A 12,968-nucleotide genomic window follows, 5' to 3' on the forward strand; every position below is an offset into this window, starting at 1 on the left:
TATCAGTTGGTTTCGGAGTCTCCGGTATGACAGAGAACGTGGTCGTGCTCGGAGCGGGGTACGCTGGCGCGGGGGCAATCAAGAGTTTAGAGGACGAGTTAGATGGTGAGACGGACGTTGATGTCACGTGGGTTTCTGAGACGGACTATCATCTGGTCTTGCACGAGTCCCACCGTTGCATCCGTGACCCGAGCGTGCAAGAGAACATCGCTATCCCCGTTCACGAGATCAAACAGCCTTCGACCGAGTTCATTCAGGACGAGGTCGTCGGCATCGACACTGATGCTCAGGAAGTCAACCTCGCCGATTCCGACACCGTCGAGTACGACTACCTGCTCGTGGGGCTGGGCTCCCAGACGGCCTTTTTCGGCATCGAAGGACTCGAAGAGTACGCCCTGACGCTCAAGAGCCTCGATGACGCCCTTGACATCCACGACAAGATCCAACAGGCCGCCCGCGACGCTTCTACAAACGACCCAGCACAGGTCGTCATCGGCGGCGCTGGCCTCTCCGGTATCCAGACCGCCGGCGAGGTCGCCGAGTTCCGCGACGAACACAACGCGCCCATCGACATCCACCTCGTCGAAGGCCTCGATCAGGTCCTGCCCAACAGCGACCCCGAACTCCAGGGTGCCCTGCGCAAGCGCTTGGAAGCCGCCGACGTGAACATCAAGTGCGGGGAGTTCATCGGCGAGGTCGACGAGGAGACGGTGTACATCGGCGACGAGGACGAACTGGACTACGACGTACTGGTCTGGACCGGCGGCATCACCGGCCGGGACTGCATGCAGGACGTTGACCTCGACAAGGACGAGCGCAACCACCGCGTCCACGCGGAAGGGAACTTCCAGACCGAAGACGAGCATGTGTTCGCAATCGGTGACTCGGCACTGATCGATCAGCCGGGCGACCAGCCCGCCCCGCCGACCGCTCAGGCCGCCTGGCAAGCCGCCGAGGTCGCCGGCGAAAACCTCGCTCGCGCGGCGCGAGGCCAACCGCTCAAGACCTGGACCCACAAGGACAAGGGCACAGTCGTTTCGGTCGGCGAGAAAGCTGTCGCCCACGACGTGGTGAACATGCCTATCGAAACCTTTGGCGGGCTGCCTGCGGAACTGCTGAAGAAAGCGATCGCCGCCCGCTGGATCAACGATGTCACCGGCGTGGGTCGGGCCGCTAAGGCCTGGCCTGACATGTAGTACCTTTTTACTTCACCCCCTCTCCTCGCGCCTCCGGCGCTGCGGGGAGTGGGTTCGCAAAAATCTACGCTAAAAACGACCTTCTCGCTCCCGCTGGTCGCGAGAAGTGAAACCGCTCGCCACTGGCGAGCGGTATACTGTTTCTACCGCACCGCGACTGCACAGGTCCGCTACCACGCTGCGACTGCACTGCGCCCGACACTGCGCTACTTCTACTACTGCAACAGTGGCCGCTCGCGGCTATCGGGTGTCGAGAAGCCTAGCGGTCGACAGACAGACCAGCGTGCCACCCGTCGGCGTCGGCTTCCTCGACAACCGTGTCCATCTCCGCCAGATATGAGACGGCGAGGCTGGCACACTTGGCCGCTTTGCGCTCCCCTTCGGTGCGGAACTCGCCGGTAACGCGGTTGGCGTACACCGTGCAGACAGCGCCGGCCCGCAGGCCATAGAGGTTCGCGAGCGTGAGAATCGTCGCGGCTTCCATCTCGAAGTTAAGGACGCCGGCCTCCTGAAGCGCCGCGATGCGTTCGTCGCTGCCGCTGGCCTCGAAGTCCTCGAACCCGGGGCGTGACTGCCCGGCGTAGAAACTGTCCGTCGAGCAGGTGACGCCGAGGTGGTAGTCGTAGCCAAGTTCCTCGGCGGCGGCGACGAGCGCCGAAACGATCCGATGGTCGGCGCTGGCGGGATAGTCCTCGCGGACGTACTCCTTGCTGGTCCCCTCCTGTCGCACCGCGCCGGTCGTGATGACGAGGTCGCCGATGCTGGCTTCCTCCTGGATTGCGCCACAGGAGCCGACCCGAATAAAGGAGTCAGCGCCGACGCGGGCCAGTTCTTCGAGCGCGATAGCGGCCGACGGGCCGCCGATGCCCGTCGAGGTCACGGAGATGGGCGTCCCGTCGTGGGTACCCGTCGCCGTGCGGTACTCGCGGTGTTCGGCGACGATGTCGTGGTCGTCCCAGTAGTCGACGACCTTTTCGACCCGCTCGGGGTTCCCCGGCAGCAGGACGCTGTCGGCCACATCGTCATCGCTTACTTCCAGATGGTACTGTACGTCGTCGTTCGGGTCTTCGCTGTCACTTGTCATTTGTCGAGATGATCGCTGGTGATTGTCGTCGGCAGGAGCTCCCCGAGTTCGTACACCGTCGGCTCGTCGCCGTCGGTGATAATCTTGAAGGACTCGTCACAGAACTCGCTGAACGTCTGGCGGCACATCCCACAGGGGGTGACGCCGTCTCGCTTGCCAGAGGTGACAGCGACGCGTTCGAACGACTGGTAGCCGTCGCTGACGGCCGCACCGATGGCCACTTCCTCGGCATGTAAGCTGTTGCTGTAGTTCGCGTTCTCGATGTTACAGCCGGTGTAGACGGTACCGTCGCTCGTTTCCAGCGCCGCGCCGACGGTGTACTCCGAGTACGGCGCGTACGCCTCGTCGATGGCGTCTCTCGCTGCGTCGAGGAGGTCCTCCATGCACTGGGCGTCGCAGGGCCGTGTAGAAATTCTATCGGTCTCGGTAGCAGTCGGTTTGCGGGTATCAGGCGTCGGCGGCACTGACGGCCGCGACAGCGTCGCGGACCGCCTGTGTGGTGTCGGCGACCAGCGCGTCGATATCGTCGCTCTCTGCGTACACCCGGACGTACGGCTCGGTGCCGCTCGGCCGGACGAGCGTCCACGACCCGTCGTCGAAGGAGAGCCGGACGCCGTACTCCGTCGAGACATCGGCTTCAGGGAACGTCTCGGGCAGGCTGGATTCCAGTCGCCCCATCGTCTCGGCTTTGGCGTCGTCGGGGCACTCTACGCTCACCTTCTCGTACGGCCGTTCGGAGATGACGGCCCGCCTGTCAGCGACACCCTCCGCAGCGAACAGGCGCGTCAGCACGGCTGCGCTGGCGACACCGTCGATCCAACCGCCGAAGGCGGTGTGGATGTGTTTCCATGGTTCTGCGGCGAAGACGACCTCGGTTTCGTCGGTCGCGTCCGCGCGGACATCAGCGATTCCCACGTGGAGCGAGCCGAGGTGGATGCGTTCGACGCGGCCGCCAGCGGCTTCGACCCGTTCGTCGATACGACCGGACGCGTTGGGCGTCGTCACGACGACGGGGTCCGAAACGTCCGCGGCACGCGTGTAGTGTTCGGCCAGCATCGCGAGTATCGTATCTTCGTGGATGACATCACCGTCGGTATCGACAACGACGATACGGTCGGCATCGCCGTCGTGGCCGAACCCGAAGTCGGCGTCGGACTCGGCAACGAACTCGCGGAAATCGGCCAGTGTCTCCGGTGTAGGCTTGCTCTCGCGGCCGGGGAAGGTCCCATCTACGTTCGCCTCCGTCGCGAGTACGTCGGCACCCAGTTCTCGGAGGACCTGTGGCGTCGCCACGCTGGCCATCCCGTTCCCGCAGTCGACTGCCACCGTCAGCCCTGCTGGGTCGCCACCAAGCGATTCGGCGTAGTCGGCGACAGCGCTCCGATACTCGTCGAGGTGGTCGACCGCCTCTGTGTCGCCCCAGTCGTGCCAGGCTGTCGGCGTCGAGCCGTCCTCAATTCGCCCTTCGATGCGCGTCTCGTCGTCGTCGCTGTACTCGGTGCCATCGGCGAATACCTTGATGCCATTGTCCGTCGGCGGGTTGTGGCTCGCGGTAATCATCACGCCGTGGCGGCCCTGCGAGGCGTAAGCCAGCGTCGGCGTCGGCACGCGGCCGATTCTGACGACTCGCGCGCCGGCGCTTTGCAGTCCCGCGGCCATCGCGTCAGCGAGGGCTGGCGAGGTCACGCGACCGTCGTACCCCAGCACGAACGTCTCGCCGTCCTGCCCAGTTGCCTGTCCAACTCGCAGCGCGAGGTCCGGCGTCACCTTCGATACGACATCACCGCGGATCCCCGCGGTCCCGAACAGTTCCATACCGGCGATGCGGAAGCCGACCGTATAATTCTCTCGTTCGGCCCTCACTTCTTCCCGATAAGGAAGGTGTCGCCCTTGCCGTCACGGATAACTCGCTTGGTCACAGCAAAGCCGTGTCCCTCCAGTCGACTGCGGATGCCAGCAACGGAGTGACCGTTGGTCTCGAGTCGGTTTCCGTGGACTTCACAGTACACGAGCCGACACGAGGGCTGGTCGAGCGTCGCCGACAGACCATTGAGAACAGCGCCCTCAGTCCCTTCGACGTCGATTTTGATCGCAGTCGGTGTCGGCAGTTGGTTGTCGGCGATGAACTCGTCGCCGTGTCGCTTGCTAATTGTGATTGTCTCGTGCTCTGTCGCTGTCGTCACCAGCGAATGCCCGGCTGAACCGATCTTTTCGAGCGTAATGGAGAGTTCGGCTTCACCGTCCTCATCGACCATCGCGTGTTCGAATAGCGAAATATCGGCGCGGTTGTGCTGCATATTCTGTCGTAACCGCTCGGCGTTGTCGGGGTGTGGTTCGAATGCGATGACTGGATTGTCGGTCACCTCCGATGCCAGACAGGCATACAGACCGATATTAGCCCCGATATCGTAGAACACGTCGTCGGGCCGGAGTTCCTCCAGCAGATCAGCGAGTACCGGTCGTTCGTCTATCTTCCATAGGTCAGTAAACTCATTGTAGGTTGGTATCAGGAACTCTGTGCTGACATCATCGACTGTGACCACGTATGTATCGCCAGCAAGGCGGTACGAGACTTCACGATACTGGTTGTAACACCGGTTGAGTAGTGGTTTGACTCCGGTCCGGGATGCAAACTGAACGACGGCGTCTGAAGATATCATTTAGATAAGTTATTCAGACTAACTACCTATACTTGTCGTTTCACCATCACATTACACGGTTGCATATATCTACAGCTTAGACAGAATGCGCCAGTCGTCGCCTTGTAATCTCTCACTGCGGTGGAACAAAGCTGACCTCGGCACGAAAAACGTCTGGGCCGAGACCCGACCGTAACGATTGTTTCGTGTGGCTACAGCAGTTCGTCGAAGTCGTAGCCGTTGATGTCGACGCCCTCGGCGGTGACATCGGCGAGGTAGATACCGTTACCGGAGCCGGTGTCACGCTCGGCGGCGGCGTTGATCGAGGCGGCAGCGACCTCTTTTGCCTCCTCGTTTGTCATGTCTTCCTCGTAGCGGTCTTCAAGGGTCCCGTACGCGACGGTGAGGCCGGAGCCAGTGACAGTGTAGTCGTCCTTCATGACGCCGCCGGCCGGGTCGATGGAGTAGACGTGGTGGCCGTCGTCGTCGACGCCACCAAGGATGGGGTTGATAGCGAAGAAAGGGCCGCCGCGGGCGAAGTTGCCGGCCAGCGTCGAAAGGGCCTTCATGCTGATGTCCTCACCGCGCCGGGCCTCGTAGAGGTTGACCTCCGCGCGAAGCGTCCGGATGAACGACTGTGCGCCGCCGACACTCCCGACAAGGGTGAGCGCTGCGGTGGGGTGAATCTGCTCGACTTTCTGGACGTTCTTGTTCGAGACGAAGCGCCCGCCAAGCGAGGCACGCATATCTGTCGCGATGACGACACCTTCGGAGGTACTGATACCGATGGTGGTTGTGCCAGTCTTGTTCACCTTCTCCGAATCCTGTGCGGACTGTTCGGGGAGCTCGCCGACTTCGGGCGCGTACGGGTCGCTCTGGAACTCGTCAGCAGCCTGGGGTCCAGAAAGGTCCGGCCCCGGAGTCATATCTCGCATTACTGTGGGGTACTAGTCGGGCGCTGATAAAACCTCTTTTCCTGACGAACCTGGCCGCCACCGCTGCGGGCAGGTTCAGTCGGCTGCTCCGTCTTACGCGTTCGCCTGATCGTAGGCCTCGTTGAGTCCCGACACGGCTCGGTCCATCGGCAGTCGGAGTCCGAACTGCTCCGTGAGCATCGCCACCGGCAGCAGCATGATGCCCAGTAGCAGGGTGAGTTGATACAGTGCGAACAGCGTTGCGGTGTACAGTCGAGCTACCATCTTCCTCGGTCATTCCAGAGTGAGTCCGGTATATAAGTCTTGTCGCCGAATTTCAGTTACGGAGTATTGATTGTGAAGAACTATGGGGCCGCTGTCTTGCGATTTGCTGAAATGGCTGAGAGAACGGCCGACTACACGAACGACTCCCCGATCAGACATAATGGGAGTGTGTGTCAGATGGCTGGTTCGCATAAGTTATAGAGATAGTAATGGTGACGTGCGCAACAGACGCGAATCAAAACTATCGAATAGTCGGGCCACGAGAGCTAGTGTATGAACTACCTCGTGGCGATGGAAGCAGCCTGGCTGGTTCGTGACGTAGACGACATCGACGACGCTATCGGTGTAGCAGTGAGCGAAGCGGGGAAGCGGCTCAACGAGGCCGAGATGGACTACGTCGAGGTCGAGGTCGGCGCGACCGGTTGCCCGGCCTGTGGCGAACCGTTCGACTCGGCGTTCATCGCAGCCGATACGGCGCTCGTCGGACTGGTACTCGAGATGGACGTGTTCAACGCCGAATCCCCAGAGCACGCCCAGCGGATCGCCAAGAGCGAGATCGGTGGCGCACTCCGGGACGTCCCGCTGAAAGTCGTTGAGGTATTCGAGACCGAAGCCGACGAGGACGAAGCCGAAGCCGAAGCATAACCGAAGCGCTCCTTGATTCGCTTGGCGCAGTAGCCGTGGGCTTTTTATATTACCCATGGTAATTACAGATATGGACTTACCGACGCCACAGGACCTGCGTGAGCGCCGCAACGAACTCGGGCTGACCCAGAGCGAACTGGCGGAGCGGGCTGACGTCTCCCAACCCCTTATTGCGCGTATCGAAGGCGGCGACGTGGACCCACGGCTGTCGACACTTCGGCGAATCGTGACCGCTCTGGAGGAGGCTGAAGGCGGCATCATCAAGGCCCGCGACCTGATGAACTCGCCCGTTGTTGGCGTCGCGCCCGACGACTCTGTCCATCAGACGAAAGACGTGATGGACGAGAAGGGGTACTCACAGGTCCCCGTCATCCGGGACGGGGCACCGCAGGGACTCATCGGTAACTCCGACATCCGCCAGCGGCCCGAGGAGAACGTCGGCGACCTCCCGGTGGCTGAAGTGATGAACGAATCTATCGCAACCGTCGAGCCTGACGCACCTATCGACGAAGTCGATGCGTACCTGAACCATAATGCCGCTGTGATGGTCGTCGAAGGTGGGGAAACTATCGGTGTCATAACCGAAGCGGACATCGCGCGTACGGTCAGCTAACTCTAATTCTCAGAAGCGCGAACTGTGATAGTGGTCGCGTACTACCTGTAGGAGGGGCTTACTACCGAAAACAGTGTCAGGGGTATATGTCTATTCTCACCAATGAGAGACGTACGCATATGGTCAATCCCAGCGACCCACTGTATGCCGAACTCGAAAAGGCCCTCGAAACCGCCGAAAGCGAAGCGGCCAGATACCACATCCGACAGGCGCTCCAGATTCGGATTGCGGAGGAGACTGCCGGCAAAGACATCTTGTCCGCCTGAGCTCACCTGATCGGTTTCTGGCAGCCCCCGAATAGATCACTCGGTGAGTTCGAGATCACGAATCGACACCGCCTCATCTCCGTCAGCCACTTCGCCGATCACGCGGGCGTCCTCGCTGTCGGCGACAATCTCCGCAGCATCGGCCTCGGGGACCGCAGCGACAAACCCAGTCCCCATGTTGAACGTCCGATGCATCTCTTCGTCAGAGACCTCGCCTTCCGCTTGAACGAACTCGAAGACGGGCTGGGCCTCGAAGGGGTCCGTGATCTCGTACCGGTGGCTCCCCATCCGCGTGAGGTTTGTCCAGCCGCCGCCGGTGACGTGTGCGGCCGCGTGCGTCTCGCTGGCCCGCAACGGCGCAAGCACCTCGCTGTAGATCCGCGTCGGTGTCAGTAGTTCCTCGGCGATGGTCCTGTCGGAGTTCGGCGGGAACGGGTCGGTGTACTCGTGGTCCTGTGTGACTGCCTCGCGAGCGAGCGTGAGCCCGTTCGAATGGATGCCAGAGGATGGCCAGCCGACGATAGCGTCACCGGCTTCGGCCTCACCGGGGAAGACGGCGTCTTTCGGTGCCAGTCCAGCACAGGTCCCGGCGATGTCCAACCCCTTGATGACATCCGGCATCACGGCGGTCTCGCCGCCCACGAGCGCTACGTCGGCCCGCTCGGCCCCAGTCCGGAGCCCTGCGCCGATGTCCTCGCTCGTCTCCTCGTCGGGTGTTTCGACCGCGAGGTAGTCGACGAACGCCACCGGTTCGACACCGGTCGCGATGAGGTCGTTAGCGTTCATCGCGATGCAGTCGATGCCGATGGTCGAGTAGTCGTCGACGGCTTCTGCGACCAAGAGCTTCGTTCCGACGCCGTCCGTTGCGAGTGCGAGGTACTGGTCGCCGATGTCCACCAGCCCCGCGTAGTCGCCCTCGAACTCGCCGGCCGCGCCGATGAGCGCCTTTGTGGCCGCCTCGCTGGCGTCGATGTCCACACCGGTCTCTGCGTAAGTCAACCCCTCCGCATCTTCGTCGTCTGTGTCGTCAGCCTCGGACTCGCTGTTGGTCATACCCGAGAGCGTGCGTGGCGCGGGCAAAAGAGCGTCGTTCCGGCGGAGGCATCCCCCCGTCTCAGAGAACGAACAGGGCGCCGACCCCGAGCAGAATCGACGGCACCGCGACGGCGAGAAACACCGGTGTGCTCCATTCCCGAACCGTTCGGCCGTCGAGCGGGCCGAAGGGAAGCATGTTGAACCCGGCGAGCAAGAGATTGATCTGCAGGCCCATCCGCGCGACCTCCCAGAGGAAGCCGCTTGTACTCAACAGCAGCGCCGCGATGAAGGGAACGAGGAACACGACAGCGAGCGCGAGGTTTGTCACCGGGCCGGCGACGGCGATGAGGCCGTGTTGCTTCGCCGTGAGGCGGCCGCGGTGGACGACCGCACCCGGCGCAGCGAACAGGAAGCCAGCGAGGCCGCCCAGAACTGCAAACCCGAGCATCCGGTAGTCGGCCTGGAACGCGGCGATCTGACCGAAGCGGACGGCGACGACCTTGTGAGCCAGTTCGTGTAGCAGGAAGCCGACGCCGACGGTCAGCAGACTGACCGCGAACGTGCTGAGAATTTCGCCCGCCGACAGCCCACCGAACTGGAGGAAGACGATGCGGCGGAACTCGCGTTCGAGGAAGAAGGTAAATGCCAGTCCGAGCGCAAGCCAAGCGACGAGAAGGTCCCGGAGTTCGCGCTGGCTGAAGCTGAGCCCGGCGACGGTCCAGCCCGTGGCGGTTCGCCGTTGTCGGCCCGCCATCAGAGCACTCCCACGAGTATCTGAGTCCCTTCGCGGACACCCTGCCAGAGCAGGCGTGAGACACCTTGCATCCCGCCGATGTCCGAGGAGATGTACGGAATCAGCACCGGGAACACGACGTAGGAGGCGATTGCGCTACCGACGTTCGTCAGCGCGACGACGAGAATCAGGCGGAACAGCGGTACCGCACGCATCCGGCTGACGAGGTCCATCACCGGTGATTCCTGATCGTTGAGTATCTCGTTGAGCGTCGCGATATCGCTGATGTTGACGGAGATGTATCGCAACTCGACGTAGCCCGCGAACCAGCCCGCCGCGAGCAGCGGGAACAGGCTCGTCAGCCAGCCGAAGGCCCCGGCGGCGGCCGCACTCGACCAGTGCGCGCCGGCCACCTTCGCCAGCCCGCCGGCCAGCACGGCGTTGACCACCACCAGCGCGACGAACAGCTGCAGTAAGACGGCCTGACTCGCGCCGCCGAGGATAAGTAGGCCGAAGAAGATGAGAAAGACGACCCCGAAGCCGTAGCCGACGAGTTTGTACAGCGAGACGCGACGCCCACCTTCGGTTCCGGTGAGCGACTCCATCGGCGGAAGCGTCTCCGGGTTGTCGAGATAGTTCTGGATGCCCTCACGGTGGCCGGCGCCGACGACGGCGAGGACGTGATAGCCGGCCTCGCGGAGAGCAATGAGCCGGTGGGCGATGAACGCGTCGCGTTCGTCGATGAGCGCCTCCGCGCCGCCGGGGGAGAACTGACGGAACTCCTCCATCATCGCGCTGACCACGTCGGTGTCAGTCAGTTTCTCCATGTCGAACTCCTCGACATCGGCCTCACCACGGAACTGGACCAGTAGCGCGGCGATGGGAATCCCGATACCGGCTGCAGCAACACAGATGAGCAACAGCGTATCGAGCAAGCCCTCGACGGTCCCGCCGAGGCCCCCCGGCAGAACCCCCGAAAGCGCTCCACTCGGGACGATAAACGGACCACCGAAGGCCCCGGCGACGACCGCAAACAGCCCGCCGAAGACAGCACCGACGGTCAGTCCGACGGTCAACGGCGGCCCCATCTCGGCTGCGAGACTGCCGACGAGCTTGAGCTTCTCGACGGCCGTCAACCGCGCCCAGAACCGCTGGACGGTCGTCTGAATGTCCCGGTCGACGAGTGCGACGCCCAAACCGAGGCGTTCGGCGGTGTCGATGCCCGCCTTCATGTCTGCCCCCGGCTCGATATCGAAGCGGTCGCCCAGCCGGGTCTGGATGTACGACAGCATCCAGTATGCGAGGAACTGAAAGACGGTGTTCCCGCGCAGGAGGTCGCTCGCATCGAGGTCGTCGGGCGTTTCGCCCTTTATCTGCCGATACCGACCCTCGTCGAGTTCGACGGCGACGATATCGGGCTTGGATTCCTCAATCGCTGATTCCACTTCTTCGACGCTGTGCTCGGAAACGTGAGCGGTTCCGACGACGTCGACGCGCCCCGTCCCTGACGGTTCCGGGAACTCGTCTGCCGCCGACTCCGCGTGTTCGGTCATCACCCGCGTTACACATTCGTTTCCTTTACCCTTGTCGGGTCCGGGTGACCGCCGAGAAACGGGGGCCAAAATCATGTTTGTGGCATTGTATGTTCACGTCACGAGGCGAAGCTATTACGCACTCTCGTGTTAATACAGCCGCAGATGCCGTGGTAACTACTGGACGCTGACGGCATGTATAAATACGTAATAGATTTACCGATTCAAAAGACTGATATGTACAGGGTCAGACTGTATCGGATATACAATGTATGACCTGACTGGATTCCAGCGGGACCTGCTGTACGTCATTGCAGGCCTTGACGAGCCCCACGGGTTAGCGATCAAGGAAGAGCTCGAAAACTACTACGAGAGCGAGGTCAACCACGGCCGACTGTATCCGAACCTCGACACGCTCGTCGAGAAAGCGCTTATCGAGAAGGGCGAACGCGACCGCCGAACGAACTTTTACACGCTGACCAAGCGCGGCCAGCGCGAACTCGACGCCCGGAAAGAGTGGGAAGCGCAGTACGTCTCGGCGTAGCAACGTTTTCGAAGCCCGTCCGACAGACTCAACCCACGTGCTGGCCAACCTCGGGCCATGCCAACGGTATTGGAAACCTATATCGAGAACCGCTGGATGGTCCAGCCCAACCATTCGAACCATCTGGGTTCGACCCACGGGGGGAACGTGCTGAAGTGGATGGACGAACTCGGAGCGATGTCGGCGATGCGCTTTGCCGGCGAAACCTGCGTTACCGCTCGGATGGACCAGGTAAATTTCAAGCGTCCGATACCTGTCGGTGATACGGCCCTGATTGAAGCTTTCGTCTACGATGCTGGCGAAACGAGCGTCAAAGTTCGGCTCCGGGCTGCCCGAGAGAATATCAGAACCGGCGAGACTGAGTCGACCGCTGAGTCGTACTCGGTGTACGTCGCGGTCGACGAAGACAGGAACCCGGTTCCCGTTCCCGACGTGACGACCGACACTGACCGCGGTGAACGACTGCGGCAGCGTGCCCTCGATGGGGAAGCAAAGCGCTGATACCGTCTGCTGTAATCACCGTATTGTCACCTCGGAGTGACGACTACCGTCACGAAGAGACAGCCAACAGTATGAGCTTTATTCGGCTCCGCCACGTACCACGACTATGACACTCGATGTTGAAACGCCGGAGCGGCCGGAGCTGTCTACCGGCGTCGCTGCCGACGAGTACGACGATGCAGACGTACAGGGCGACGAATACCGTCGCGAGGACCTCGCCGAGGCCCTCGACGACGGTGCGTGGGCGGACGCCTTCGAAGAATGGGCCGCGGATGCGTCACTCGATGCCGACCAGTGGAAGATTGTCACGGACCTGGGACTCATCGAGGAGTTCGATTTCTTCTGGGACTCCTTCGCAGGTCGTGTCGGCTACCACGCTCCGGGCTTGCCCGAGGACTGGCGCGAGCGGGAGATCCACCCGGACATCGATTCCTGGGGCACTGTTTCAGGTATCAACGCCGGACTGACCGAGTTCGGACAGGTCGTCTGTGAGGTGCTGGCCGACGAGTACATCGACTGGGAAGCGGAGGAGGTCGGCGCGGATGACCTCCCGGACTTTTGAGCACGGCAGCGGTTGCATCCCCCTGTCGTCAGTGTCGGTACAGCACTCCCGGTCGTCGGCGCTGAATCGTTCCGGACGACTAGTCAGGGACCGGCAGCCTGATAATCACCCACGCGCTTGCACCAGATATGGCTGAAATCGTCACCCCACGCAAACGCGAGTGTGAACGGTGTGGGCGGGTCGACGAGTGGGACCCGGACCAACACAGTTGGCGTATCGTCACCGACGACGGCACCAAGCAGTCCGGCGACCCGCACTGTCTTCACGAGTGGGACATCAACGGCACGTTCAATCCGCTGGCCGAGTGAGTTCACCGTTCCGCTGCTGTCGACTTTTTGACAGACAGGCACGCCCCTGCTAGAACGAAGTCCGCCAACAGAATCCTGCAAAACATCTCCGGTAGCCAACAGGCGGCCGGC

At 62.1% G+C, this 12,968-nt stretch carries 17 protein-coding genes; 8 read left to right on the forward strand and 9 right to left on the reverse strand.

All coding sequences use genetic code 11. The features are described from left to right. Nucleotides 1–26: 26 nt before the first annotated feature. Nucleotides 27–1,196 (forward strand): NAD(P)/FAD-dependent oxidoreductase, encoded by a 1,170-nt coding sequence (locus tag ACYJ11_RS12710; RefSeq protein WP_461648036.1) that lies wholly within the window; start codon nucleotides 27–29, stop codon nucleotides 1,194–1,196. A gap of 259 nt (nucleotides 1,197–1,455) precedes the next feature. Here ACYJ11_RS12710 and ACYJ11_RS12715 read toward each other — a convergent pair whose 3' ends face one another. From ACYJ11_RS12715 to ACYJ11_RS12740, 6 genes are all read right to left on the reverse strand, one after another. After that, on the reverse strand, nucleotides 1,456–2,280 hold the full coding sequence (locus tag ACYJ11_RS12715; protein WP_461648037.1) for a nucleoside phosphorylase: 825 nt from the start codon (nucleotides 2,278–2,280) through the stop codon (nucleotides 1,456–1,458). Continuing rightward, nucleotides 2,277–2,663 (reverse strand): cytidine deaminase, encoded by a 387-nt coding sequence (gene cdd / locus ACYJ11_RS12720; protein WP_461648038.1) that lies wholly within the window; start codon nucleotides 2,661–2,663, stop codon nucleotides 2,277–2,279. The genes ACYJ11_RS12715 and cdd overlap by 4 nt, the downstream gene beginning before the upstream one ends. A gap of 64 nt (nucleotides 2,664–2,727) precedes the next feature. Next, entirely contained in the window at nucleotides 2,728–4,095 is a 1,368-nt protein-coding gene (locus ACYJ11_RS12725) for a phosphopentomutase/phosphoglucosamine mutase (RefSeq protein WP_461648039.1), read from the reverse strand. 44 nt (nucleotides 4,096–4,139) lie between these two features. Next, complete coding sequence (locus ACYJ11_RS12730) at nucleotides 4,140–4,940, reverse strand: FkbM family methyltransferase (protein WP_461648040.1); 801 nt, start codon at nucleotides 4,938–4,940, stop codon at nucleotides 4,140–4,142. Between the two features lie 191 nt (nucleotides 4,941–5,131). Beyond that, nucleotides 5,132–5,854: an archaeal proteasome endopeptidase complex subunit beta gene (gene psmB / locus ACYJ11_RS12735; protein WP_005534983.1), complete on the reverse strand. Its 723-nt coding sequence runs from the start codon at nucleotides 5,852–5,854 to the stop codon at nucleotides 5,132–5,134. A gap of 93 nt (nucleotides 5,855–5,947) precedes the next feature. Further along, nucleotides 5,948–6,118 carry a hypothetical protein gene (locus ACYJ11_RS12740; protein ID WP_170097939.1) on the reverse strand — a complete coding sequence of 57 codons (171 nt, stop codon included), beginning with the start codon at nucleotides 6,116–6,118 and terminating at the stop codon, nucleotides 5,948–5,950. Between the two features lie 273 nt (nucleotides 6,119–6,391). On the opposite strand from ACYJ11_RS12740, the gene ACYJ11_RS12745 reads away from it, so the two are divergent. The 3 genes from ACYJ11_RS12745 (at nucleotide 6,392) to ACYJ11_RS12755 (ending at nucleotide 7,642) form a co-directional block, all read left to right on the forward strand. Next, nucleotides 6,392–6,763: a DUF555 domain-containing protein gene (locus ACYJ11_RS12745; RefSeq protein ID WP_004515717.1), complete on the forward strand. Its 372-nt coding sequence runs from the start codon at nucleotides 6,392–6,394 to the stop codon at nucleotides 6,761–6,763. A 70-nt stretch (nucleotides 6,764–6,833) separates the two neighbouring features. Then, entirely contained in the window at nucleotides 6,834–7,376 is a 543-nt protein-coding gene (locus ACYJ11_RS12750; RefSeq protein ID WP_005534977.1) for a CBS domain-containing protein, read from the forward strand. Between the two features lie 86 nt (nucleotides 7,377–7,462). Next, nucleotides 7,463–7,642 carry a hypothetical protein gene (locus ACYJ11_RS12755; RefSeq protein ID WP_170097938.1) on the forward strand — a complete coding sequence of 60 codons (180 nt, stop codon included), beginning with the start codon at nucleotides 7,463–7,465 and terminating at the stop codon, nucleotides 7,640–7,642. A gap of 36 nt (nucleotides 7,643–7,678) precedes the next feature. Here ACYJ11_RS12755 and purM read toward each other — a convergent pair whose 3' ends face one another. From purM to ACYJ11_RS12770, 3 genes are all read right to left on the reverse strand, one after another. After that, nucleotides 7,679–8,695 (reverse strand): phosphoribosylformylglycinamidine cyclo-ligase, encoded by a 1,017-nt coding sequence (gene purM / locus ACYJ11_RS12760; RefSeq protein WP_461648041.1) that lies wholly within the window; start codon nucleotides 8,693–8,695, stop codon nucleotides 7,679–7,681. A 61-nt stretch (nucleotides 8,696–8,756) separates the two neighbouring features. Further along, on the reverse strand, nucleotides 8,757–9,431 hold the full coding sequence (locus ACYJ11_RS12765) for a site-2 protease family protein (protein WP_188976536.1): 675 nt from the start codon (nucleotides 9,429–9,431) through the stop codon (nucleotides 8,757–8,759). Continuing rightward, nucleotides 9,431–10,963 carry a TraB/GumN family protein gene (locus ACYJ11_RS12770; RefSeq protein ID WP_461648042.1) on the reverse strand — a complete coding sequence of 511 codons (1,533 nt, stop codon included), beginning with the start codon at nucleotides 10,961–10,963 and terminating at the stop codon, nucleotides 9,431–9,433. Before ACYJ11_RS12770 ends, ACYJ11_RS12765 begins: the two co-directional genes overlap by 1 nt. A gap of 247 nt (nucleotides 10,964–11,210) precedes the next feature. On the opposite strand from ACYJ11_RS12770, the gene ACYJ11_RS12775 reads away from it, so the two are divergent. The 4 genes from ACYJ11_RS12775 to ACYJ11_RS12790 all read left to right on the forward strand — a co-directional run bounded on the left by ACYJ11_RS12775 (nucleotide 11,211) and on the right by ACYJ11_RS12790 (nucleotide 12,857). Further along, on the forward strand, nucleotides 11,211–11,486 hold the full coding sequence (locus ACYJ11_RS12775) for a PadR family transcriptional regulator (RefSeq protein WP_004515723.1): 276 nt from the start codon (nucleotides 11,211–11,213) through the stop codon (nucleotides 11,484–11,486). A gap of 57 nt (nucleotides 11,487–11,543) precedes the next feature. Then, complete coding sequence (locus tag ACYJ11_RS12780; protein ID WP_461648043.1) at nucleotides 11,544–11,987, forward strand: acyl-CoA thioesterase; 444 nt, start codon at nucleotides 11,544–11,546, stop codon at nucleotides 11,985–11,987. A 106-nt stretch (nucleotides 11,988–12,093) separates the two neighbouring features. Next, nucleotides 12,094–12,549 (forward strand): hypothetical protein, encoded by a 456-nt coding sequence (locus ACYJ11_RS12785; protein ID WP_005534939.1) that lies wholly within the window; start codon nucleotides 12,094–12,096, stop codon nucleotides 12,547–12,549. A 128-nt stretch (nucleotides 12,550–12,677) separates the two neighbouring features. After that, a complete protein-coding gene (locus ACYJ11_RS12790; protein ID WP_004593110.1) occupies nucleotides 12,678–12,857 on the forward strand; it encodes an HEWD family protein in 180 nt (59 codons plus the stop codon). The last annotated feature ends 111 nt before the right edge of the window (nucleotides 12,858–12,968 follow it).

The organism is Haloarcula sp. H-GB5 (assembly GCF_054850705.1).